General features: G+C 62.5%; 18 protein-coding genes. 10 read left to right on the forward strand and 8 right to left on the reverse strand.

The annotated features are described in order from the left end of the window. Positions 1 to 159: 159 nt before the first annotated feature. Positions 160 to 1,782, reverse strand: coding sequence for a L,D-transpeptidase family protein (locus NA647_RS03630; protein ID WP_256056459.1), 1,623 nt, complete (start codon positions 1,780 to 1,782; stop codon positions 160 to 162). Between the two features lie 227 nt (positions 1,783 to 2,009). Between NA647_RS03630 and NA647_RS03635 the strand changes: the two genes are divergently transcribed. Beyond that, complete coding sequence (locus tag NA647_RS03635; protein WP_256056460.1) at positions 2,010 to 2,717, forward strand: murein L,D-transpeptidase catalytic domain family protein; 708 nt, start codon at positions 2,010 to 2,012, stop codon at positions 2,715 to 2,717. 96 nt (positions 2,718 to 2,813) lie between these two features. Here the strand turns inward: NA647_RS03635 and NA647_RS03640 are convergent, their stop codons facing one another. Together NA647_RS03640 and NA647_RS03645 are read right to left on the reverse strand one after the other, a co-directional pair. Then, positions 2,814 to 4,595: a GspE/PulE family protein gene (locus NA647_RS03640; RefSeq protein ID WP_256056461.1), complete on the reverse strand. Its 1,782-nt coding sequence runs from the start codon at positions 4,593 to 4,595 to the stop codon at positions 2,814 to 2,816. A 125-nt stretch (positions 4,596 to 4,720) separates the two neighbouring features. After that, positions 4,721 to 6,085, reverse strand: coding sequence for an inorganic triphosphatase (locus NA647_RS03645; RefSeq protein ID WP_256056463.1), 1,365 nt, complete (start codon positions 6,083 to 6,085; stop codon positions 4,721 to 4,723). Positions 6,086 to 6,189: 104 nt separating this feature from the next. Here NA647_RS03645 and NA647_RS03650 point away from each other — a divergent pair, with 104 nt between their 5' ends. The 4 genes from NA647_RS03650 (at position 6,190) to argA (ending at position 10,849) form a co-directional block, all read left to right on the forward strand. Next, the gene (locus NA647_RS03650; protein WP_256056464.1) at positions 6,190 to 6,867 is read left to right on the forward strand and encodes a TIGR00153 family protein; all 678 of its coding nucleotides are present in this window, start codon (positions 6,190 to 6,192) and stop codon (positions 6,865 to 6,867) included. A 39-nt stretch (positions 6,868 to 6,906) separates the two neighbouring features. Beyond that, positions 6,907 to 8,172 (forward strand): inorganic phosphate transporter, encoded by a 1,266-nt coding sequence (locus tag NA647_RS03655; protein ID WP_256056465.1) that lies wholly within the window; start codon positions 6,907 to 6,909, stop codon positions 8,170 to 8,172. A 133-nt stretch (positions 8,173 to 8,305) separates the two neighbouring features. Next, positions 8,306 to 9,463 (forward strand): acetylornithine deacetylase, encoded by a 1,158-nt coding sequence (gene argE, locus NA647_RS03660; protein ID WP_256056466.1) that lies wholly within the window; start codon positions 8,306 to 8,308, stop codon positions 9,461 to 9,463. An 87-nt stretch (positions 9,464 to 9,550) separates the two neighbouring features. Then, positions 9,551 to 10,849, forward strand: a complete 1,299-nt coding sequence (gene argA / locus NA647_RS03665) for an amino-acid N-acetyltransferase (protein WP_256056468.1) — start codon at positions 9,551 to 9,553, stop codon at positions 10,847 to 10,849. 221 nt (positions 10,850 to 11,070) lie between these two features. Here argA and gshA read toward each other — a convergent pair whose 3' ends face one another. The 3 genes from gshA to NA647_RS03680 all read right to left on the reverse strand — a co-directional run bounded on the left by gshA (position 11,071) and on the right by NA647_RS03680 (position 15,488). Then, complete coding sequence (gshA, locus tag NA647_RS03670; RefSeq protein ID WP_256056469.1) at positions 11,071 to 12,657, reverse strand: glutamate--cysteine ligase; 1,587 nt, start codon at positions 12,655 to 12,657, stop codon at positions 11,071 to 11,073. A 121-nt stretch (positions 12,658 to 12,778) separates the two neighbouring features. Beyond that, positions 12,779 to 13,168 carry a PaaI family thioesterase gene (locus NA647_RS03675; protein WP_256056470.1) on the reverse strand — a complete coding sequence of 130 codons (390 nt, stop codon included), beginning with the start codon at positions 13,166 to 13,168 and terminating at the stop codon, positions 12,779 to 12,781. A gap of 1 nt (position 13,169) precedes the next feature. Beyond that, positions 13,170 to 15,488, reverse strand: coding sequence for a Tex family protein (locus NA647_RS03680; RefSeq protein ID WP_256056471.1), 2,319 nt, complete (start codon positions 15,486 to 15,488; stop codon positions 13,170 to 13,172). 268 nt (positions 15,489 to 15,756) lie between these two features. On the opposite strand from NA647_RS03680, the gene ompR reads away from it, so the two are divergent. Both ompR and NA647_RS03690 read left to right on the forward strand, forming a co-directional pair. Then, positions 15,757 to 16,494 (forward strand): two-component system response regulator OmpR, encoded by a 738-nt coding sequence (ompR, locus tag NA647_RS03685; protein ID WP_256056472.1) that lies wholly within the window; start codon positions 15,757 to 15,759, stop codon positions 16,492 to 16,494. A 216-nt stretch (positions 16,495 to 16,710) separates the two neighbouring features. Next, positions 16,711 to 18,030 carry an ATP-binding protein gene (locus tag NA647_RS03690; RefSeq protein WP_256056473.1) on the forward strand — a complete coding sequence of 440 codons (1,320 nt, stop codon included), beginning with the start codon at positions 16,711 to 16,713 and terminating at the stop codon, positions 18,028 to 18,030. A 134-nt stretch (positions 18,031 to 18,164) separates the two neighbouring features. Here the strand turns inward: NA647_RS03690 and rimK are convergent, their stop codons facing one another. Then, positions 18,165 to 19,070: a 30S ribosomal protein S6--L-glutamate ligase gene (rimK, locus tag NA647_RS03695; RefSeq protein ID WP_256048865.1), complete on the reverse strand. Its 906-nt coding sequence runs from the start codon at positions 19,068 to 19,070 to the stop codon at positions 18,165 to 18,167. Then, positions 19,067 to 19,534 (reverse strand): ATP-dependent zinc protease, encoded by a 468-nt coding sequence (locus tag NA647_RS03700; protein WP_272889545.1) that lies wholly within the window; start codon positions 19,532 to 19,534, stop codon positions 19,067 to 19,069. The genes rimK and NA647_RS03700 overlap by 4 nt, the downstream gene beginning before the upstream one ends. Positions 19,535 to 19,637: 103 nt before the next feature. Here NA647_RS03700 and NA647_RS03705 point away from each other — a divergent pair, with 103 nt between their 5' ends. The 3 genes from NA647_RS03705 to NA647_RS03715 all read left to right on the forward strand — a co-directional run bounded on the left by NA647_RS03705 (position 19,638) and on the right by NA647_RS03715 (position 22,760). Further along, positions 19,638 to 20,033 carry an RNA-binding S4 domain-containing protein gene (locus NA647_RS03705; protein ID WP_131649012.1) on the forward strand — a complete coding sequence of 132 codons (396 nt, stop codon included), beginning with the start codon at positions 19,638 to 19,640 and terminating at the stop codon, positions 20,031 to 20,033. A 135-nt stretch (positions 20,034 to 20,168) separates the two neighbouring features. Next, positions 20,169 to 21,062: an Hsp33 family molecular chaperone HslO gene (gene hslO, locus NA647_RS03710; protein ID WP_256056773.1), complete on the forward strand. Its 894-nt coding sequence runs from the start codon at positions 20,169 to 20,171 to the stop codon at positions 21,060 to 21,062. A 156-nt stretch (positions 21,063 to 21,218) separates the two neighbouring features. After that, entirely contained in the window at positions 21,219 to 22,760 is a 1,542-nt protein-coding gene (locus tag NA647_RS03715) for a phosphoenolpyruvate carboxykinase (RefSeq protein ID WP_256056474.1), read from the forward strand. Positions 22,761 to 22,963 lie beyond the last annotated feature (203 nt).

Here is a 22,963-nt window from a genome sequence, read left to right on the forward strand (position 1 = left end):
GCACCTGCATGTGGCGGGGCGTTACTGATTGTTTGCAGATATTGTCGCTGCGAAACAGGCGTTTGTCGCAAGTAGACCTCGGTCTACGGGCACTCTGCCAGAGCCGCCGGTCTGGTCTGGGGAATACCTGGCTGGCGACGTCCAATACGCGCGGCTTCATTAATCTTTCATTAGCTTCTGGTCAGCCATCCGCAGCGAGGCGATCAGGTCACGGTCGCGTTGATAAATGTCTGGGCGATAGTGTGGTTGTCCGGTGCTGTCCGCTTCGGCCGTCCAGTACGCGAGCAGCACCGGGGTGGGCTCGGTCAGGCGAAACTCGTGCGTCTTGTCTGTATCGAGCAGTCGGGCGAAGCGTTCGCGTTCGCCATCGACCAGCAGCAGGTCGACCAGCTGCATGACCGACTCGACCCTGACGCAGCCGGAGCTGAACGCTCGTTGGGAACGGTCGAACAGGCCCTGGCTAGGCGTGTCGTGCAGATAAATCGCAAACGGATTGTCGAACCGAACGACCAGACGTCCGAGCGGATTATCCGGCCCTGCGGCCTGGCGCAGCAAAATGCGGCCAGGATTGTTCCAGTCGATCTGCTCAGGGTCCAGCGGGTTGCCGTCATAGTCGAGGATTTGCAGACCCTGCTCGGCCAGATAGCTGAGGTCCTCGCGGATCTTGGGCAGTTTGTCTTCGCTAAGGATGGTGGGTGGCACGGTCCAGGTCGGATTGAGGGTCAGCCGGGTGACGTTCGATTTGATCTCCGGTGTCTGCCGCGTCGCGCGGCCAACCTGGCTGCGAGTCTCCCATTGGGCGCGTCCATCATGGATATAGACGACGCGCCCGCCGGCGATGTCGACCAGCAGCGAGCGCGCCTCGATATCGCGGGATAGCCAGCGGAAGCGTTCCAGATTGATCTTCAGCTGCTCCAGTCGCTCACTCGGGGTGACGTTTAGCGCGGCCAGGGTATCGGCGCCCAATATGCCGTCGTCCTGCAGGCCGTGGCGGGCCTGGAAGGCTTTCAGCGCTTGCTTGAGGGTTGGGTCGTAGCGGGTCTTGAGGTCTTCCACCGCGCTGGCATTGGGAAGGTAGCCGCCGTCGACCAGACGTTGGCGCAACAAGGGAACCCGGGCATCTGACATACCGGGACGCAAAGTCTCTCCGGGAGGGATCGGCAGCCAGCGCTGCACGGGCTCGGCTCGCAGGCGGGCATGGGCCTTGCGCAGGTTGTGGTACTGCTCGAGCGTCGGTCGAGCCTGATCGAAGGTCCGTTCGATGTTCATCAGGCCGGCATCGGCGATGTCCAATAGCCGTGCATCCGCCCGCTGCGGGGCCACGGCATCGGTGCTGCGCCAGACCGGCTCCAGGCGATCCTGCGGCAGCCGCCCGTGTGATAGATGCCGCAGCGCCAGCAGGTAGGCGTGCGTCGCGAGAATGTCGCCACACTCGCGATGCAGCGGTTCGGCCGTTGCCGTGTACAGGCTTCGGCGAATGGCTGCGGGGTGGTAGACCGCAGGATTCAGACCGTCGTCGACCAGCGCATCGAGTTGCGCCAGCAGCGCGTCGACCTGGCCATAGGATGTCCACAAGGCTTCGAACTGCTGCCGGCGATAGAACTCGGTCAGCCGTTGAGAGGCTGTCTGGTCGATATCGGCGAGGGGGCTGTCGCAGGCGCTGGTGAGGTTTTCCAAAACACTTTGGATCGGGCTTACTGGATTGCCGGCAGGTTGTGCGAACGCCAATGCAGGTGCGAACAACAAGATGCCAACCAGACGAAATGCATGTTTTTTGTACAACGCTTTACTCCCGGCAAACCCATCGACTGCTAGACTCCGCCGCTAATCCGGCTGTGGCTTTTCGGAAAACCAGACCCATCCGGGCCACCACAAAATGCGCTGTCAGACGAAGTGGGAGTGTTCGCTCCCGTCTGGCCTGTTTCGCTGCCACCCGCTCGGGCGGCAGTAGATATGGACGCCAGCCAAGAGGGAATTACGGCTTTTGGCGTCGATGAGGTATTTCGCACATGATGGCTTCGCTCCGACGCCTTTCCCTCGTGGCGGGTCTGCTCCTGTCAGCTCCGCTTCTCGCGGCTAGCCCTTCCTACCAGCCAATCGTGGATGACCTGTCTCACGTGGCGCCCACGATAGATCCCAAAGTGCTCACACATGCCGTAGCGGCCATGCAATGCGCGGTGAATAACGGTGCCAGCGCCGCGAAGCGGCTGGCGGTGATCGATTTCTCGTTGCCGTCGTCGGAACGCCGGCTCTGGATATTCGACCTGCAGCAGCGGCGGTTGTTGCTGGAAGATTTCGTCGCCCACGGAATGAAGTCCGGCGAAAACCTCGCCACGCGCTTCTCCAACGTGTTGGGTAGCCATCAGTCGAGCATCGGCCTGTTCCGCACGGCGGAGAGCTACAGCGGCAAGCATGGGTATTCGCTGCGTATGGATGGGCTCGAACCCGGTGTGAACGATCTGGCCCGCGAACGGGCTATCGTCATCCACCCGGCTGATTACGTGAACCCGGCCTGGATCGTTACTCAAGGCCGCATCGGCCGCAGCCAGGGCTGCCCAGCGGTGCGCCCGGAAGTGGCGCGCATGGTGGTCGATAGCCTCAAGGGCGGGCAGTTCATGTTCTCCTGGTATCCCGACCAGGAGTGGCTGCAATCGTCGGCTTACCTCAATTGCGAGCCTTCGCGGGTGGCGGGGATATTGGCGGCGCGGCAGGGGTGAGAAGCAGCTTTAAGCCTCAAAGCTGGAAGCTTGAAGTAAAAGCAGAAGAGCTTGAAGGCGTTCCGGCGTCCGCCCGCACACTGGTTTAGCTTCCAGCTACCTTTGCTCACTCTGCGGCGTCACCCGCAACACCTCTTCCAACGTGGTCAGCCCCGCCGCGATCTTCTGCGCGCCGGATAGGCGCAGGCTGTGCATGCCATCTTTGAAGGCCTGGCGGCGCAAGGCGATGAGGTCGGTATCGGCGGTGATTAGCGGCTTGATCGCATCGTTGAGCAGCATGATCTCATAGACTCCGGCGCGTCCCCGATAACCAGTATCTCGGCATTCGATGCAGCCCACTGCTTGCTGCGCGTGGCTTGGCAATGGAGCATTCCAGGGCTTGGTTAGGGCCTGCCAATCATCGGCATCCAACTCCACCGGCGCCTTGCAATGAGGGCACAGCGTGCGCACCAGGCGCTGGGCCATCACGCCCAGCAGCGTCGCGCGCAACAGATAATGGGGTACGCCCAGTTCCAGCAGGCGGGTGATAGCGCTGGGGGCGTCGTTGGTGTGCAACGTGGAGAGCACCAGGTGGCCGGTCAGCGCTGCCTGAATCGCCATTTCGGCCGTTTCCAAGTCACGGATCTCGCCGACCATGATGATGTCCGGGTCCTGGCGCATCAGCGCACGCACGCCGCTGGCGAAGGTCAGGTCGATGTTGTGCTGCACCTGCATCTGGTTAAAGGCACCCTCGATCATCTCGATCGGGTCCTCGATGGTGCAGACGTTCACTTCCGGCGTCGCCAGCTGTTTGAGCGTGGTGTAAAGCGTGGTCGTCTTACCCGAGCCGGTCGGGCCGGTGACCAGAATGATGCCGTTGGGCTGGCCGGTCATGGTCTGCCAGCGGCGCAGGTCCTCGGCGGAAAATCCGAGCTGGTCGAAGCCCTTCAGCAGCACCTCCGGGTCGAAAATGCGCATCACCATCTTCTCGCCGAAAGCGGTCGGCAGGGTCGAGAGGCGCAGCTCCACCTCACCGCCATCCGGCGTCTTGGTCTTGACCCGGCCGTCCTGTGGCTTGCGCTTCTCGGCGACGTTCATCCGCCCCAGCGACTTGAGCCGGCTGACCACCGCCATGGTCACCTGCGGCGGGAACTGATAGACGTTGTGCAGCACCCCGTCGATGCGAAAGCGCACCGTGCCCTGCTCGCGCCGCGGCTCGATGTGGATGTCGCTGGCGCGCTGGTCGAAGGCGTACTGGAACAGCCAGTCGACGATATTGACGATGTGCGAGTCGTTGGCGTCCGGTTCCTGATCGCTGGCGCCGAGGTTGAGCAGCTGCTCGAAGTTACCAGTACCGCTGATCTTCTGGTCCGTGGCGGTGGCGCCGCTGACCGACTTGGCCAGCCGGTAAAACTCCACGGTGAAGCGCTGCAGCTCTACCGGGTTGGCTACCACGCGCTTGATCGGCCGCTTGAGCACGTGAGTCAGGTTGGCTTCCCAGCTCTTCACGAAGGGCTGGGCGCTGGCTATGGTCACGCTCTGGCTATCCACCGCCACCGCAAGAATCTTGTGGCGCTGGGCGAAGGCATAGGACATCAGCGGCGTGATGGCCGCGACATTGATTTTCAGCGGGTCGATGCGCAGATAGGGCTGCCCGGCTTGTTCGGCGAGCCAGAGGGTCAGGGTTTCCAGGTCGAGCTTCTTACCCGGGCGCTGCAGGTCGTCGAGTTGCTGCTCGGCGAGAAACTCCAGCGGATGCTGCTGTGCTGTCGTGCTGCGTCGAAGGGTCAGGCACTGTTCGGCTGTGTCCTGCAGCAGCCGACCCTGCGCCACCAGGTCGCGCAACAGATCGTTGAGGTCGAGCAGGCGATCGGCGGTGGAAGGGGCGAAGGCAGACATGAAAGCTCCTGGGAAATCGATAAAAGCGCTGAAAATAGGAGCTGTAGGGCCGAATTTATTCGGCCACGTATTTGCAAAAGGCCGAATAAATTCGGCCCTACAGGCCAGCTTCCAGCGTTGAGAGCTTACTTCGTCAGCGCCTTCCAGGCCTTGAGCGTCCACACAGTACGCGCCTGCTCGACGCGGGCGTCGAGCAGTTCGTCGCTCAGCGGCTGCTGCGTCAGTTCGTAGAGCTTGGCCAGTTCGCCGTAGAGACGGTCTGTTTCCGGCACTTCCAACGTCGTGCGCGCCAGGCGCAGCCAGACCAGCAGCCGCTCCATGCGCGGGCGTTGCTCGGCGAGGTCTTCGGGTTGCTGCTGATAGCGCAACAATTGCAGCGCCTCGGCTTCCTCGCCCAACAGGCGGGGCAACCAATTACCCAGTTCGGCGGCACCTTGACGATTGCCGCGGTTGTTGCGAGCTAGGGTCCAGCCACGCTGCCACAGCCACAGTGAGGCCTTCAGCGAGAACTGGCCCCAGCGTGGCTGATCCAGTTCGGCGGCGAATTGGCCGGGTGCGCTCTGGCGGATCGCCTCGTCATCCTGGCCGGCTTCGATGCGCGGGCGCCAGTCGCCGATCAGTGCGTCCAGTCGTTCGCGCAGTTCGTGGCTGCTGGCGCGCGGTGCCGCCTGGCCGAGGCTGCCGAGCAGAGCACGCAAGTCGACCAGTTGCTGCAACCATTGGCTGAGCAGTTTCCAATGACCGTTGAAGCGGTACTGCTCGGCCAGGCGCTGGCTGTTGCCCAGCAGGTGCCAGGCCAGCGCGGCGAAGGCATCGTCCAGCGGCATGACCGCATCGAGTGCCGGCGTCGGCAGATTCAGCGCATAGCTGTCAGCGTCGTGCAGGCGATAGCCGCGCTCGGCCTTGCTGATGTCGCAGGGCATCAGCGGCAGTTCGGCGGCCAGTTCGGCGGCCAGCTCCAGTAGCGCTTCGGGCTCGCCCTGGCGCAGTTCCAGTTCCAGCTCGCAAATGTCCTCGCTCTGCTTGCCGACCACGACCTTGCCCAGGTCCAGCGCCGCTTCGATGACGACCTTGGCCTTGCCACGGCCCCATGCGATTTCGGCCTTCTCGCGGACGAAGTCGGTGGTGAAGATAGGCTTGAGGGTTTTCTTGTCCAGTTCGGCGAGGGCCGACGGCCAGCAATCGTCGGTGAGTTTCTTCAGGTCCAGCTTGGCCTTGTCGAGGTGCCAGTCCCACTCGTTGCGCTCGGACAGGCCGGCCACGCTCTGGCCACGGCTCTTGAGCGTCTGGATGAACTGCTCGCCATCGCGCCGCAGACGTAACGCAACTTTAGCTTGAGCAAGTTCACGCTCGGGCGTGTCGTAATACTGATTGAACAGTTCGTGGCGTTGCCAGCCGCTCTTGTTGCGTTTTTTCAGCAGCGGGTGATCGCGTAGCGCCGCGAGGGTTTCGCGGCTGGCGCGCAGTTTGATTTCGGTTTCTTTCTGCATGATGCCCAGGTGATGCCTATGTTTGAGTGTGACTGATATCACGCGGTGGCGGCCGTTTAAGGTCATCCGTATACTTGCCGCCTTCTGAAGCCGGGGTATTCCCTATGCCAATCAATCCATTCGTCAGCCTGTTCGGACGCTCGCCCATCGGCCCCATGCAGCAGCATATGGCCAAGTCCCACGAATGTGCCGCCAATCTGGTGCCCCTGTTTCAGGCGATCACGGCAGAAGACTGGGAGCGGGTCGAGCAGATCCAGCAAGAGATGGCCCGCTTGGAAAACGAGGCCGACAAGCTCAAGAAGAGCGTGCGTCAGCACCTACCCAAGAGCCTATTTCTACCGGTACCGCGCTCCGATCTGCTGGAGCTGCTGAGTGTACAGGACAAGATCGCCAACCGCGCCAAGGACATCGCTGGGCTGATGTTGGGCCGTTGCATGACGGTGCCACCAGCCATGCAGCCTGAAATGCTGGCCTTTGTGCAGCGCAGTGTGGATGCCAGCTGCCAGGCCTTAAAAGCGCTCAAGGAACTGGACTCGCTGCTCGAGACTGGCTTCAGCGGCCGCGAAGCCACCTTGGTGGAAAGCATGGTCGAAGAAATTGGCGAAATCGAGCGCGAAACCGACCGTATGCAAATCACGGTGCGCCGTGCGCTGTTCAAGCTGGAAAAGGAATTGCCACCAGTAGACGTAATGTTCCTCTACAAGATCATCGAATGGATCGGTGACGTAGCTGACCGTGCCGAGCGTGTCGGCAACCGTCTGGAACAATTGCTGGCGCGCTGAGGCGCCAGCATCCTTTCTGGGTTCAATAGGTAATTCTTTATGTCCTTTATTGCGGAATACGGCTTCGTACTCCTGGTGCTTGCCTGCGTCTTCGGTTTCTTCATGGCATGGGGCGTAGGCGCCAATGATGTCGCGAACGCCATGGGCACCTCAGTTGGCTCCAGAGCGCTGACCATCAAGCAGGCCATCCTAGTGGCGATGGTTTTCGAGTTCTGTGGTGCCTACCTGGCCGGTGGCGAAGTTACCGAGACGATCAAAAGCGGCATCGTCGACGCGTCGATGATTTCGCCTGATCTGATGGTCCTCGGAATGATGTCCGCACTTTTGGCTGCAGGCACTTGGCTTCTAGTGGCCTCGATGAAAGGCTGGCCGGTATCTACTACGCATTCGATTGTCGGTGCGGTGATAGGTTTTGCGGCAGTCGGGGTCTCGATGGACGCGGTGCATTGGAGTGGTGTCGGTCCGATCGTTGCCAGCTGGGTCGTTTCGCCGGTCCTGTCCGGCACCATTGCCTTCGGTGTGTTCATGAGCGTGCAGCGCCTGATCATCGACACCGAAGACCCATTTCGAAATGCCAAGCGCTTCGTACCGCTGTACATATTCCTCACCGGATTCATGGTGGCGCTCATGACGCTATCCAAGGGCCTCAAACACATCGGCCTGGATCTTAGCGGTGGCCAGAGTTTCTTGCTCGCAGTCGGGGTTGGCGTGCTGGTCATGCTGATGGGTATCGCATTGCTGACACGCATCAAAGTCGACGTCGAAGCGGACAAGGCTTTCCACTTTTCCAGCGTGGAGAAGGTCTTCGCCGTTCTGATGATCTTCACCGCCTGCTCCATGGCGTTCGCCCACGGCTCGAACGATGTGGCCAATGCGGTCGGCCCGCTGGCGGCCGTTGTAGGCGTGCTGCAATCCGATGGGGCCGCCGCGATCACCGCCAAGTCGGCCGTGCCGGGCTGGGTACTGTTGCTGGGCGCGATTGGCATTGTCATTGGCCTGGCCACCTACGGTTACAAGGTGATCGCCACCATCGGCAAGCAGATCACCGAGCTTACGCCGAGCCGCGGTTTCGCTGCGGAACTGGCGACCGCCACCACGGTGGTTGGCGCGTCGGCGATTGGCTTGCCGGTTTCCACTACTCATACGTTGGTGGGGGCGGTGCTCGGCGTGGGCATCGCGCGCGGTATCGGCGCGCTGAACCTGGGCGTGGTCGGCAAGATATTCATGTCCTGGCTGGTTACCCTGCCGGTCGGTGCGGGCCTGGCGATCGTGTTCTTCCTGATTCTTCGAGCCATCTTCACCTGATCTTTTGCGCGACAGGCTGCTACACCTCATACGCCCCGTCGATCTGACGGGGCGTATTCGTTCATGGGTCCCGTCTTGATGCGTTTCATGTTTCACTGGCGGCTCTGTTCCGATCTCGATACGGAGGTAGCCGGTGCCCGTTCCCTCACTCAAGGATCAATTTGCCGCACTGGTCGCCGCGCCTTCGGTGAGCTGTACACAGGCGCATTGGGACCAGACCAATCGGCCGGTGATCGACCTGCTCGCCGGCTGGCTGAGTGATCTTGGTTTCTCCTGTGAAGCGCAGGAAATAACCCCCGGGAAGTTCAATCTACTGGCCAGTCATGGCAGTGGTCCCGGCGGGCTGGTGTTGGCCGGGCACAGCGACACCGTACCTTTCGATGCCGAGCTGTGGACGTCCGATCCGCTGCGCCTGCGCGAAGCCGATGACCGCTGGTACGGTCTGGGCAGCTGCGATATGAAAGGCTTCTTCGCGCTGATCATCGAAGCGGTGCTGCCGCTGTTGGACCAGCCGTTCAGGCAGCCGCTGCTGATCCTTGCCACCTGCGACGAGGAAAGCTCCATGTCCGGCGCCCGGGCGCTGGTCGATGCCGGCCGGCCGCTGGGGCGTGCCGCTGTGATCGGCGAGCCCACCGGGTTGCGGCCCGTGCGCCTGCACAAGGGCATCATGATGGAAGGCATCGAGATTCATGGGCAGAGCGGGCATTCCTCCAACCCGGCCTATGGCCATAACGCGCTGGATGCCATGCACGGCGTGATGGGCGAGCTGATGGCGCTGCGCCGTGAGTGGCAGGGCGAATACGACAATCCTCTGTTCGACGTGCCGCAACCGACGCTCAACCTCGGCTGCATCCACGGCGGCGACAATCCCAACCGCATCTGTGGCCAATGCGCACTGGAATTCGACCTGCGGCCGTTACCCGGTATGGACCCCGAGCAGTTGCGCGCAGCCATTCGCCGGCGCTTGCAACCGCTGGCCGAGCAGCATCAGGTAGCGATCGAGCTGTCGCCGCTGTTTCCCAGCGTGCCACCCTTCGAGCAACCGGCGGGCGGCGAGTTGGTCTGCCTCGCCGAACGGCTGACCGGCCATGCCGCCGAGGCAGTGGCGTTCGCCACCGAAGCGCCTTATCTTCAGCAGCTTGGCTGCGAGACGCTGGTGCTCGGCCCCGGCGACATCGCCTGCGCCCACCAGCCGGACGAATACTTGGATCTCGACAGAATCGAACCCACCGTGAGGCTGCTGCGCGCCATGATCGACCACTATTGCCTGCAGCCGGCCAGCCGAGGTTAGGAGCAGTTTCGGAACGAACTGCTCCCGCGCCCGCTCTCCCGACCCGGCTACCGGACTTTTAAGCTGTCACTTGAAGGCTTCTGCAACATGCACGACTACGTCACCTGGCTTCGCGACTCCTCGCCCTACATCAACTCGCACCGTGAGCGCACCTTTGTGGTCATGCTGCCGGGCGATGGGCTGGAACACTCCAATTTCGGCAACATCGTCCACGACCTGGTGCTGCTGCACAGCCTCGGCGTGCGGCTGGTGCTGGTGTTCGGCTCGCGTCCGCAGATCGAGGCGCGACTGGCCGCACGCGGCATCGAGCCGCGGGTATACCGGGGCTTGCGCGTTACCGATTCCGCTGCGCTGGAGTGTGCAATCGATGCCGTCGGGCATATGCGCATCGCCCTCGAAGCGCGGCTGTCGATGGATATGGCGGCCTCGCCCATGCAAGGCGCACGGCTGCGTGTGGCCAGCGGCAACTTCGTTACCGCGCGGCCGATCGGCGTGGTCGAGGGTGTCGATTACCAGCACACCGGCGAGGTGCGGCGCATCGACCGTAAGGGTATTGGCCGCCTCCTGGACGAGCGCACCATCGTGCTGCTCTCGCCACTGGGTTATTCGCCCACCGGCGAAATCTTCAACGTGGCCTGTGAAGACGTCGCCACCCGCGCGGCCGTCGATCTGCAGGCCGACAAGCTGGTGCTCTACGGCGCCGAACGCGGGCTGCTGGACGAAGCCGGCAATCTGGTGCGCGAGCTGCGCCCGCCGCAGATTCCAGCCCATGTCGAGCGGCTGGGCAGCGATTACCAGGCCGAGCTGCTGGACGCCGCCGCGCAGGCCTGTCGTGGCGGCGTGAGGCGCAGCCACCTGGTCAGCTATGCCGATGACGGCGCGCTGCTTAACGAACTGTTCACCCGCGACGGTGGTGGCACTTTGGTGACGCAGGAGCAGTTCGAGCAGTTGCGCGAGGCGACTATCGAGGACGTAGGCGGCCTGATCGACCTAATCACGCCGCTAGAGGAGCAGGGCATCCTGGTGCGCCGCTCGCGCGAGGTGCTGGAGCGTGAAGTGGAGCAGTTCAGCATCGTCGAACGCGACGGCCTGATCATCGCCTGTGCCGCGCTCTATCCCATTCCCGATTCGGACTGGGGTGAACTGGCCTGCCTGGCAGTCAACCCCGAATACCGCCACGGCGGCCGTGGAGACGAACTGCTCGAGCGCATCGAAGCGCGCGCCCGCCAGCTGGGCCTGAAAACACTGTTCGTGCTCACCACCCGCACCGCCCACTGGTTCCGCGAACGCGGCTTCCAGCCCAGTGGCGTCGAGCGCCTGCCGGCGGCGCGGGCATCGCTGTACAACTTTCAGCGCCAGTCGAAGGTGTTCGAGAAGAAGCTGTAAAAAGCAGCTGGAAGCCTGAAGCTGGAGGTAAAGCAGTGCTGTAGGGTGGGCCGGGCGGCGCTCCGCTTCAGCCCACCAGAACTGCGCCGGCGGCAACACGCCAGGCGAGTGGTTGATACGGAGCGTAAGCAAGCGGTGGGCTAAAGCCCACCCTACGCGGTTGGACATTCGACCGATGTACACCATGGCCGAACAAGTTCGGCCCTACGAGTCTGCCGCGCTCAGATGTCGATGGATAACAGGCTTGCCTGATAGGCCGCGACGAACTGGTCGAAATCCGATTCCTGTTGGGCTTCCAGCTTGGCCTGTTCAACGTGTGATTGCTGCGCGGCGGTTTCGAATCCGGCCTGCTCGGCAGTGCTCAAGGGGCGGCTGCGGAAGTGTTCGGCATGTGCCCGGCTTTGCCGCAGGGCGAACTGGCCGAAGCTCTCACCGCTGCGTTTCAGCTCGTCGAGTACTCGCGCCGATGGTGTGAGGCTGCTGTCAGCGACCTTCGCTTGTTGCGCGGCGAGCGCCCGCGCATGTTGGTCGCCGCCCTGGGCCTGGTCCAGCAGCGCGGCGACCAGGCCGATTTCACCCAGCAGTTCCTGCGCCCAGGCTTGCAGGCTGATCTGCTCGCCGCCGCGATGCAGTTCGAGGCCCGGCTTGCGTCCTTCAGTGACTACCTTGAGAAAATTGTCGCTGCTGGCGCGGCACTCGCCCGCGACCAAGCAGGGGCTTTCTTCCAGTGTGCAGAACAGCAGGAAGGCATCGAGGAAACGCGCTTCGTCAAGATCGATGCCCAGCGGCAGGAAGGGGTTGATGTCCAGGCAGCGCACTTCAATGTACTGGATGCCGCGGGCGCGCAGCGCCTGCAGCGGGCGCTCGCCGCTCTCGGTGACGCGCTTGGGGCGGATGTTCGAGTAGTACTCGTTTTCGATCTGCAGCACGTTGGTGTTGAGCTGCAGCCAGTTGCCCTCGGCGTCCTTGGTGCCCATCGTGGCGTAGGCCGGGTAGGGCGTCGAAACGGCCTTGTGCAGGCTATCGGTGTAGCTGGACAGATCGTCGTAGCAAGGCGTCAGGCCGGCCTGGGCATTGCTCTGGTAGCCCAGGTCGCTCATGCGCAGGCTGGTAGCCCAGGGCAAATAGAGAGTATCGGCGTCGAGCTGTTCGAGCTGGTGCGGGCGGCCGCGCATGAAGCTGGCATCCAGCGCCGGCGAGGCGCCGAAGAGGTACATCAGTAGCCAGCTGTAGCGGCGGAAGTTGCGGATCAACGCGATATAGCGCGAGGACTGATAATCCTGCCGACTGCGCTCGTCGCCGTCCTTGGCCTGCAGTAACGACCACAGTGCCTCGGGCAGGGAGAAGTTGTAGTGAATGCCGGCGATGCACTGCATGGTCTTGCCGTAGCGCAGTGCCAGGCCCTGGCGGTAGACGTGCTTGAGCCGGCCGATGTTAGAGCTGCCGTACTCGGCGATGGGGATCTGCGCCTCTTCTGGCAGGCGCCCTGGCATCGAGGGGCTCCAGAGCCATTCGTCGGCGAGCTTGCCGTAGGTGTAGCGATGGATGGCGTCCAGCTCGGCCAGCGTCTGTTGCGGATCGGTTGCGGTGCCTGTGATGAACTCCAGCAGCGCCTCGGAGTAATCGGTTGTGATCCTCGGATGCGTCAGCGCCGAACCCAGCGCGTGGGGGTGTGGCGTCAGCGCCAGTTCGCCGCGATTGTCGATCCGCAGACATTCGCGTTCTATCCCATGCAGGCATTGCGAGAGCAGCGGAAGGTGGGGAGGCTCGGCCAGCAATGCCAGGCGGTGGGAGAGGAGGTCGCTCAAGTTCTGGTTCCTTCACGCATCAGTCGGCCCAATATGGGGGGGCGAACTTCAAGCTTCAAGCGGCAAGATAGAAAACAAGGGGTGCCTTACTCGCCGCTTGCGGCTCGAAGCCTGCCCCTTATTAGAGACAGGCGAAGGTGGATTGTGCCTTGGCTACCAGCTTCTCGCCTTGATGAACCTCGGCTTCGAGAACCTGAGTACGGCGCCCGGCATGTACGACCCAGGCGCGGCAGGTCAGTTCGCCTTCGGTCACCGGGCGGATGTAGTTGAGCTTGCACTCCAGCGTCACGCTGTTCGGCACGCCGTCGTTGAGGCTGTGGCTGGCCTGACCCATAGCGGTGTCGATCAGCGAGAACAGCGCACCGCCATGCAACTTGCCGTGCAGGTTGCGTAGGCCGTCGTGCATGCTCAGCCCGAGTACGGCCTCGCCGTTTTCGGCTTTGTGAATCTCTAGGCCGAGTAGGCGGCCGAAGGCGCTGGAACTGCCCACCGCCTCGACTTGAATGCTCATGTTATTTCCTCAGCTGCTTGGCATTGGCGAACAACGCCGCCATGGCTGCATTGGTCGGAGCGGGCTTGTCCTGCTTGGTGTGGCGCTCAGTGCGTGGCGCGTTGCCGCGCGGCTTGCCTGCGCCGCCACGTGGGCCCTCGGTCTTCTCGCCGGGGGTGTCGCTCATGCGCATGGACAGGCCGACGCGGTTGCGCGGAATGTCCACTTCCATGACCTTGACCTTGACGATGTCACCGGCTTTGACCACCTCGTAGGGGTCTTTGACGAATTTCTCCGACAGCGCGCTGATGTGCACCAGTCCATCCTGATGCACACCGATGTCGACGAAGGCGCCGAAGTTGGTCACGTTGGTCACCACGCCTTCGAGCACCATGCCGGGCGTCAGGTCGCTGAGCTTCTCGACGCCTTCCTGGAACTCGGCGGTCTTGAACTCGGGGCGCGGGTCGCGGCCAGGCTTTTCCAGTTCCTGCAAGATGTCGCCGATGGTCACCAGGCCAAAGGTCTCGTCGGTGAATTTCGCCGGGTCGAGCTTCTTGAGGAAGGCCGAGTCGCCGATCAGCGAGCGGATATCGCGACCGGTGTCGGCGGCGATGCGCGTGACCAGCGGATAGGTTTCCGGGTGTACGGCGGAGGCGTCCAGCGGGTTGTCGCCATTCATCACACGCAGGAAGCCGGCGGCCTGCTCGAAGGTCTTATCGCCCAGGCGCGGCACCTTCTTCAGTTCGCTGCGGGACTTGAACGCGCCGTTGGCGTCGCGGTAGGCGACGATATTCTGCGCCAGGGTGCCGTTGAGGCCGGAAATGCGTGCCAGTAGGGCGGCGGAGGCGGTATTCACATCCACACCGACGGCGTTCACGCAGTCCTCGACCACTGCATCCAGCGAGCGCGCCAGCTTCAACTGGGACACATCGTGCTGGTACTGGCCGACGCCGATGGCTTTCGGTTCGATCTTCACCAGTTCGGCCAGCGGGTCCTGCAGACGACGGGCGATGGACACCGCCCCACGGATCGAAACGTCCAGATCGGGGAATTCCTTCGCTGCCAGCTCCGAGGCCGAATACACCGAGGCACCGGCTTCGCTGACCATGATCTTGGTGAGCTTCAGGCCCGGCACCTTCTTGATCAGCTCGCCGGCCAGCTTGTCTGTTTCGCGGCTGGCGGTGCCGTTGCCGATGGCGATCAGGTCGACGCCGTGCTTGGCGCACAGCTTGGCCAGCACCGCCAGGGTGCCGTCCCAGTCGTTGCGCGGTGCGTGCGGGTAGACGGTGGCGGTATCCAGCAGCTTGCCGGTGGCATCCACCACGGCGACCTTGCAGCCGGTGCGCAGGCCAGGGTCAAGGCCTAGGGTTGCGCGCGGGCCGGCCGGGGCGGCTAGCAGCAAATCGTGCATGTTGCGGGCAAACACACCGATGGCATCGTCCTCGGCCTTGTCGCGCAGCTCGCCAAGCAGGTCGGTTTCCAGATGGGTGTAGAGCTTGACCTTCCAGGTCCAGCGCACCACCTCGCCGAGCCACTTGTCGGCGGCGCGGCCGCGATTGGAGATGCCGAAGCGCTCACCGATCATCGTCTCGCCTGGATGCATGGCTCCTGGGGTTTCGTCGCCGACCTTGAGGCTGACGCTCAAGATGCCTTCGTTTCGGCCGCGGAAAATTGCCAGGGCGCGGTGCGACGGCGTGTTCTTCAGCACTTCGTCATGCTCGAAATAGTCGCTGAACTTGGCACCTTCCTGCTCTTTGCCCGGAACCAGGCGGGCACTGAGCGTGGCGTTGTGCTTGAGGAAGTCGCGCAGCTTCGCCAGCAAGTCTGCGTCCTCGGCGAAGCGTTCCATGAGGATGTACTTGGCGCCTTCGAGTACGGCCTTGGTGTCGGCGAAGCCTTTTTCAACATCGATGAAGCGCTCGGCTTCGCTTTCCGGGGTCAGGCTTGGGTCGGCGAACAGCGCGTCGGCCAACTCGCCGAGACCTGCTTCCAGGGCGATCTGGCCCTTGGTGCGGCGTTTCTGCTTGTACGGCAGGTAGAGATCTTCGAGGCGGGTCTTGGTGTCGGCCAGGTTGATCTCGCGGGCCAGTTCGGGCGTCAGCTTGCCCTGCTCCTCGATGCTGGCGAGGATCGAGGCGCGACGCTCGTCCAGCTCACGCATGTAGCGCAGTCGCTCTTCCAGGTTGCGCAGCTGGGTATCGTCGAGGCTGCCGGTCACTTCCTTGCGGTAGCGGGCGATGAAGGGCACGGTGGAGCCTTCGTCGAGCAGCGCCACGGCGGCGGCGACTTGTTGCGGGCGCACGCCCAGTTCAGCGGCGATACGGGAATTGATGCTGTCCATGAACCTACCTGGGTCAGTCAAACCATGCAGGCCGTGCCTGCGCGAAAGGGCGGGATTATAAAGGCAGCGGGGAGCTTGAGGCTGGAAGCAGGAAGAAAAAGCATCGGGGGGCGTTGTCCCTGGTAGTGGCGCACGGAGCGGGTTGCACCGCTCTACGATTTTGTCCACCTTCCAACTGCTTCTCTCGCAAAATCTGCTAACAATGGCTGTCAATTGCCTTGTCATCCGTAGGCGCATAATGCGCCGTCGATAAATTCAGGAGTTTTCCATGAGCAGCACTGCGCCCGCCAGCGAAGGCGAAAAAATCCTGATCGTCGATGACGATGCCCGTTTGCGGCGTCTGCTTGAGCGGTTTCTCGACGAGCAGGGCTATCGCGTCCGTACCGTCGAAAGCGCTGAGCAGATGGACCGTCTGCTCAGCCGCGAACTGTTCCATCTGGTGGTTCTTGACCTGATGATGCCCGGTGAGGACGGCCTGTCGGCCTGCCATCGTCTGCGCGAAAGCGGCAATGGAATTCCGATCATCATGCTCACCGCCAAGGGCGACGAAGCCAGTCGCATCCAGGGTCTGGAACAGGGAGCCGACGATTATCTGGCCAAGCCCTTCAACCCGCGCGAACTGCTGGCACGGATTCGCGCCGTGCTACGGCGCCAGGCGCCGCAGGTGCCGGGCGCGCCGGGCAGCGAAGACGAGACGGTGACCTTCGGCGACTACGAGCTGTTTCTCGGCACGCGCGAGCTGAAGAAGGGCGACCAGATCCACATGCTTACCACCGGCGAGTTCGCCGTGCTCAAGGCATTGGTCCAGCACGCCCGGGAGCCGTTGACCCGCGACAAGCTGATGAACCTCGCCCGTGGCCGCGAATGGGACGCCCTGGAGCGCTCCATCGACGTGCAGATATCCCGCCTGCGCCGCCTCATCGAACCCGACCCGTCCAAGCCGCGCTATATCCAGACGGTCTGGGGCGTGGGCTACGTGTTCGTACCTGATGGCAACAAGGGCTGAAAGCCGCTAGAAACGCCTAGCGCTGGAGGCTGGAGAAGGATCGCTTTCTTCGTCCGGCCTGCAGTGCCGTAGGGTGGGCTTCAGCCCACCACGCCCGGTCGACTTAGTGGGCTGAAGCGGGGCGCCGCCCGGCCCGCCCTACAGATGGAAGCCATAGCGCTGTGCATTTTCGTACCGCTTTCCAGACTCCAGCGCTCTTATTCGGCTATTGATTTTATGAAGACTCCGCTCTGGTTCCCACAAAGCTTCTTCGCTCGCACCCTGTGGATGGTGCTGATCGTCGTGCTGTTCTCCAAGGTACTGATGCTGGTGTACCTGATGATGAACGACGACATGCTCGTCGATCGTCAGTACAGCCACGGCGCGGCCTTGACGCTGCGCGCCTATTGGGTCGCCGACGAGGCCAATCGCGAGCGCATCGGCGAGGCCGCAGGGGTGCATCGGGTGGCGGAGGCAGACGTGCCGCCGAGTGAATACCACTGGCCTTACACCGAAATCTTCCAGCAGCAGATGCGCGCCGAGCTGGGCCCCGAAACCGAAGTGCGAGTGCGCATCCAGCCGGACACGGCGCTCTGGGTGCGCGCTCCGAGTCTGGGGCCGGATTGGCTGCAGGTGCCGCTCTATGCCTATCCACTGCGCGGGCAGCGGATCTGGAGCGTGCTGGGCTGGTTCCTCGGCATCGGTCTGCTTTCCACCGCCGCCGCGTGGGTTTTCGTCGGTCAGCTCAACCTACCGCTAAAGCGCCTGGTCTATGCCGCTCGGCAGATTGGCAAGGGGCGTAGCGTGCGCCTGCCGGTCAGCGACACGCCGAGCGAGATGACCGAGGTCTATCGCGCTTTCAATCAAATGGCGGAGGACGTCGAGCAGGCCGGGCGCGAGCGCGAGCTGATGCTTGCCGGCGTCTCCCACGACCTGCGTACACCGCTGACTCGCCTGCGCCTGTCGCTGGAGCTCATGTCCAGCGAGGCCGAGCTGACCGAGGATATGGTCCGCGACGTCGAGGACATGAACGCGATCCTCGATCAGTTCCTCGCCTTTGTCCGCGACGGCAGCGACGAACCGGTGGAAAGTATCGATCTGGGCGAGCTGGTGCGTGAAGTGGTGGCGCCCTACAACCAGTACGGCGAAACCGTGCGGCTGTGCGTCGAGCCTATGCCACAGCTGGCCCTGCGACGCGTGTCGATCAAGCGTCTGCTGGTCAATCTCATCGAGAATGCTTTGCGCTACGGCGGCCATGGCGTCGAGGTTGCCGCACACGTTTCTGGTGATGGCAGTGCGCCCTACGTGGTGCTCAGCGTGCTGGACCGAGGCACTGGCATCGATCCGAAAGAGCTCGGCGAAATCTTCAATCCCTTCATCCGCGGCGACCGCGCGCGCGGTGGTCAGGGTGCCGGGCTTGGGCTGGCGATCGTCAAGCGCATCGCTTCGCAGCACGGTGGTGTGGTCGAGTTGCGTAATCGCGAAGGCGGCGGGCTGGAAGCTCGGGTCAGCCTGCCGTTGGGGTTGCTGCTGCCGAGGGATGCAATAAAGCCGTAAAAGCAGCTCAGAGCGTACTGGTCGCGGGCCTATTCGCTATATCGAAGCTCAAGCGCCGTCAGCGCGGGCTTCAGCCTGCCCAGGCTCACAATGGCTAGACGAAAAAGCGACGATTCTTGTCTTCCAGCTTTCGCTTACCCCTTCCCCTTCGTCCTCGTCAGATGCGGGCCGGCGTTCTTCTCCAAGTATTGAATGATCAGCCCGGCAACATCCTTACCGGTCGTTTCTTCGATGCCGGCCAGGCCCGGCGAGGAGTTGACTTCCATCACCAGCGGGCCGTGGTTGGAGCGCAGGATATCCACGCCGGCCACGGACAGCCCCATGACCTTGGCCGCGCGGATCGCGGTCATGCGTTCTTCCGGAGTGATCTTGATCAGGCTGGCGGTGCCGCCGCGGTGCAGGTTGGAGCGGAATTCGCCGGGTTTGGCCTGACGCTTCATCGCGGCGATTACCTTGTCGCCGACGACAAAGCAGCGGATGTCCGCCCCGCCGGCTTCTTTGATGTATTCCTGCACCATGATGTCCTGCTTGAGGCTCATGAACGCCTCGATCACCGATTCGGCGGCCTTTTCGGTCTCGCACAGCACCACGCCGATACCCTGGGTGCCTTCCAGGACCTTAATCACCAATGGCGCACCATTGACCATCTGGATCAGGTCAGCGATGTCATCAGGGGAGTGGGCGAAACCGGTGACGGGCAGGCCAATCCCACGTCTGGCCAGCAATTGCAGCGAACGTAGCTTGTCGCGTGAACGGGCGATGGCCACCGATTCGTTGAGAGGGAACACGCCCTGCATCTCGAACTGGCGCAGCACCGCGCAGCCATAGAAGGTAACGGAGGCACCGATGCGCGGAATCACCGCGTCGAAGCCTTCCAGCGGGCGCCCGCGGTAATGGATCTGCGGCTTGTGGCTAGCGATGTTCATGTACGCGCGCAGGGTGTCGATCACCACCACTTCATGGCCACGTTGCTGGCCGGCCTCTACCAGGCGGCGGGTCGAGTACAAGCGTGGATTGCGCGACAGCACGGCGATTTTCATTGGGCACCGGAAGTAGTGAGAGTCTGGGGTTTTTCCTGCACATAGGTGCGTGCAGGGTCGACCAGCCATTTGCCATCCATCAGGGCTTTTGACCCCAGCAGCAGGCGATAGCGCATGGTCTTGCGACAGGTCAGGGTGAATTCCACCGGCCACAGGTGATCGCCCAGCGCCAGCAACGTGCGCACCACGTAACGGGTTTGGGTATGGCCGTTGGAGCTCTTGATCAGCTTGCGGGTCACCAACGGCGCTTCGCAACGATGCCGGCGCTGTACCAGCGTGCCCAAATGCGCGGTGAAGCGCACCCAGCGCTCGCCGTCACGCTCGAATTCGCTGATGTCGGTGGCATGCAGCGCCGAGGTGCTGGCGCCGGTGTCGATCTTTGCGCGCAGGCCGACCACGCCGAGTTCGGGCAGGGCGATCCATTCGCGCAAACCGATGACTATCTGAGGGTCGGGATTGTTCAAGAAAGCGTATCCACTGAATTTCCGCGCATTCTAGATGCCGAGCATGACATCCGCATCTACCTGTACGACCCTATGACAACACGACGATTGACCGAGTTGAGCAATGAGCGAAAAAGACGACGGTAAAGTCCGCTTGGATAAATGGTTATGGGCCGCGCGTTTCTACAAGACGCGTGCCTTGGCGAAGGCCGCCATCGAAGGCGGCAAGGTGCATTGCCGTGGCGAGCGCTGCAAGCCGAGCAAGGAGCCGAAAGTGGGCGAGGAACTGGTGATCCGCGCCGGCTTCGATGAACGCACCGTGGTGATCCGTGCGCTTTCCGCGGTGCGCCGGGGCGCGCCGGAAGCACAGCTGCTCTATGAGGAAACTGCCGACAGTCTGGCCAAGCGCGAAAATGCCGCGGCCATGCGCAAGGCAGGTGCGTTGGGTGTGGAAACCGATGGCAAGCCGAGCAAGAAACAGCGCCGCGCCTTGCAGCGTTTCCGCTCGGATGCCGAGTGACTCGCCGGTTGGACGGTCGCCACTTTCGCCCTAGAATGCGGTCCCTTCTCGCAGGGGCCATGCAGATACCGAGATTCGATGAGTCGCGGTATCCCAGTCAACGGCTCCGGCCTTCAACCTGCTCTGGTCATGCCCATGCTCGATTCCGATTACACCCAGCGTTTCCTTTTCGATAACACCGACGTGCGGGGCGAGTGGGTCGGGCTCGAGCGCAGCTATGCCGAGGTGCTGGCCAAACACGCCTACCCGGAGCCGGTCGCCCAGCTGCTCGGCGAGCTGCTCGCGGCAGCCGCACTGCTGGTCGGTACGCTGAAATTTGACGGGCTGATGGTATTGCAGGCCCGTTCGGCCGGCGCGGTTCCGCTGCTGATGGTCGAATGCTCCAGCGACCGCGAGGTGCGCGGTATTGCCCGTTATCACGAAGAACAGCTGACGCCCGGTGCGACCCTGTCCGAGCTGATGCCTGAAGGTGTGCTGGCGATGACCATCGATCCGGCCAATGGGCAGCGTTATCAGGGGATCGTCGCCCTGGATGGTGTGACCTTGGCGGATAGCCTGTCGAGCTATTTCGCGTCGTCCGAGCAGTTGCCGACGCGCTTCTGGCTGGCCGCCGATGGCCGCCGTGCATGCGGCATGTTGCTGCAACAGCTGCCGGTCGATCGGATCCGTAACGGTGAAGAACGCGAAGCCAGCTGGCAGCATTTGCGCACGCTGGCCGATACGCTGTCCGCCGAAGAGTTGCTCGGACTCGACACGCAGACCGTGCTGCACCGGCTCTATCACGAAGAGCAGGTACGCCTGTTCGAGCCACGGCCGATCACGTTCCGCTGCAGCTGTTCGCGTGAGCGCTCGGCCAACGCCGTGATCAGCCTCGGCCAGCACGATGCCGAGCAGTTACTCAGCGAGCAGGGCGGTGCGATCACCATCGATTGCCAGTTCTGCAATCACCGCTATCGCTTCGATGCGGCCGACATCGCCCAGCTGTTCGCAGGTGCGGGGACGGAGGGCCCCTCCGGCACACGGCATTAAAAGGCCGTGGGGGCGTAGAACCTTTTCGCCATTACGCCCTCATACCCAGCGCAGCGTCATTTCTGTCATAATCGCGCGCACTTTTTTTCGATGTAGTCCACCGTTTGGTGGGCTACAACAGCATGGAGGATTCGGCCTAGGGCCGACGGGAAACTCATGACGCAAGCTATTAACGCCGTGTACGTTGATATCAGCACCGCTCGATTGATCGAAGAAGCCGTCAAGCGTGGTGAAGGTGAATTGGCCGCCAATGGCGCGCTCGTTGTCAAAACTGGTCACCGCACCGGTCGTTCGCCAGCCGATCGCTATATCGTCGAAGAGCCGAGCACCAAGGATTCCATCGCCTGGGGCCCGATCAATCGTCCGTTCCCTGCCGACAAGTTCGATGCCCTGTGGGATCGCGTCGAGACCTTCAACAAGGCTCAGGAGCACTTCGTTTCCCACGTCCACGTAGGCTCCTCCGAAGCTCACTACCTGCCGGTCAAGATGACCACTGCCACGGCCTGGCAGAACCTGTTCGGTCGTCAACTGTTCATCAACCCGGCTCAGTACAACCCGGCCGGGAAGGACGAGTGGCAGGTTCTCAACGTCGCCAATTTCGAGTGCTCTCCTGAGCGCGACGGCACTAACTCCGACGGCTGCGTGATCATCAATTTCGCTGCGAAAAAAGTGCTGATTGCCGGCATGCGCTACGCCGGTGAAATGAAGAAAGCCATGTTCTCGGTACAGAACTATCTGTTACCGGAAGCTGACGTACTGCCGATGCACTGCGCCGCGAACATCGGCGAAGAGGGCGACGTGACCTTGTTCTTCGGGCTGTCCGGCACCGGCAAGACCACCCTGTCCGCCGACGAATCGCGTTACCTGATCGGTGATGACGAGCACGGCTGGGGCACCGGCGTGGTGTTCAACATCGAAGGCGGCTGCTACGCCAAGTGCATCGACCTGTCCGAGAAGAACGAGCCGGTGATCTGGAAAGCCATCCAGTTCGGTACCGTGCTGGAAAACGTTGTGCTCGATGACGAGCGCGTCGCCGATTACACCGACGACAGCCTGACCCAGAACAGCCGCGCCGCCTACCCGCTGGAATACGTCGAGAAGCGTTCCGAGAAGAACCTCGGCGGCGAGCCGAACGCGGTGATCTTCCTGACCTGCGACCTGACCGGCGTGCTGCCGCCCGTGTCGATCCTGAACAACGAACAGGCCGCCTACCACTTCCTCTCCGGCTACACCGCACTGGTTGGTTCCACCGAGATGGGTTCGGGCAGCGGCATCAAGTCGACCTTCTCCACCTGCTTCGGCGCACCGTTTTTCCCGCGTCCGGCCGGCGTTTACGCCGAGCTGCTGATCAAGCGTATCCAAGCGTTCGGTTCCAAGGTCTACCTGGTCAACACCGGCTGGACCGGTGGCGGTTATGGCGTTGGCAAGCGTTTCAACATTCCGACTACCCGTGCGGTGATCGCAGCGATTCAGAGCGGCGCACTGATCGGTACGGAAACCGAGCACCTGCCGATCATCAACCTGGACGTGCCGAAAGCCGTTCCGGGTGTCGAAACCCAACTGCTCAACCCGCGTAATACCTGGGCTGACCAGAACGCCTACGACGAAGCGGCCAAAGAACTGGCGAACAAGTTCATCGAGAACTTCAAGAAGTTCGAAGTCTCCGACGCCATCAAGGCCGCCGGTCCGCAGCTCTAAGCTCTAAGCCGCCGCGTCAGAATTAGCCGCCTTCGGGCGGCTTTTTCGTGGTGCTTACCAGAGTAGGGCGTGTTAGGTCGTTCGTAGGTTGGGCCGGGCGGCGCTCCGCTTCAGCCCACCAATAGTGCAGGTGGTGGGCTAAAGCCCACCCTACGGCTATGCGTCTCAAGCCCACCTGTACTGCCCAAAGAATCGACGACTGC

Source organism: Stutzerimonas stutzeri (assembly GCF_024448985.1).
GTDB classification, from domain to species: Bacteria; Pseudomonadota; Gammaproteobacteria; order Pseudomonadales; family Pseudomonadaceae; genus Stutzerimonas; species Stutzerimonas stutzeri_AP.

What these genes read in the sequence shown, in the direction of transcription:
- hslO (WP_256056773.1), top strand. Translation starts at nt 20,169, where the DNA reads ATGCTCGATTCCGATTACACCCAGCGTTTCCTTTTCGATAACACCGAC.
- NA647_RS03675 (WP_256056470.1), bottom strand. Translation starts at nt 13,168, where the DNA reads ATGAGCATTCAAGTCGAGGCGGTGGGCAGTTCCAGCGCCTTCGGCCGC.
- NA647_RS03645 (WP_256056463.1), bottom strand. Translation starts at nt 6,085, where the DNA reads ATGCAGAAAGAAACCGAAATCAAACTGCGCGCCAGCCGCGAAACCCTC.
- NA647_RS03635 (WP_256056460.1), top strand. Translation starts at nt 2,010, where the DNA reads ATGATGGCTTCGCTCCGACGCCTTTCCCTCGTGGCGGGTCTGCTCCTG.
- NA647_RS03715 (WP_256056474.1), top strand. Translation starts at nt 21,219, where the DNA reads ATGACGCAAGCTATTAACGCCGTGTACGTTGATATCAGCACCGCTCGA.
- NA647_RS03655 (WP_256056465.1), top strand. Translation starts at nt 6,907, where the DNA reads ATGTCCTTTATTGCGGAATACGGCTTCGTACTCCTGGTGCTTGCCTGC.
- rimK (WP_256048865.1), bottom strand. Translation starts at nt 19,070, where the DNA reads ATGAAAATCGCCGTGCTGTCGCGCAATCCACGCTTGTACTCGACCCGC.
- NA647_RS03640 (WP_256056461.1), bottom strand. Translation starts at nt 4,595, where the DNA reads ATGTCTGCCTTCGCCCCTTCCACCGCCGATCGCCTGCTCGACCTCAAC.
- NA647_RS03705 (WP_131649012.1), top strand. Translation starts at nt 19,638, where the DNA reads ATGAGCGAAAAAGACGACGGTAAAGTCCGCTTGGATAAATGGTTATGG.
- NA647_RS03690 (WP_256056473.1), top strand. Translation starts at nt 16,711, where the DNA reads ATGAAGACTCCGCTCTGGTTCCCACAAAGCTTCTTCGCTCGCACCCTG.
- NA647_RS03650 (WP_256056464.1), top strand. Translation starts at nt 6,190, where the DNA reads ATGCCAATCAATCCATTCGTCAGCCTGTTCGGACGCTCGCCCATCGGC.
- ompR (WP_256056472.1), top strand. Translation starts at nt 15,757, where the DNA reads ATGAGCAGCACTGCGCCCGCCAGCGAAGGCGAAAAAATCCTGATCGTC.
- argA (WP_256056468.1), top strand. Translation starts at nt 9,551, where the DNA reads ATGCACGACTACGTCACCTGGCTTCGCGACTCCTCGCCCTACATCAAC.
- NA647_RS03680 (WP_256056471.1), bottom strand. Translation starts at nt 15,488, where the DNA reads ATGGACAGCATCAATTCCCGTATCGCCGCTGAACTGGGCGTGCGCCCG.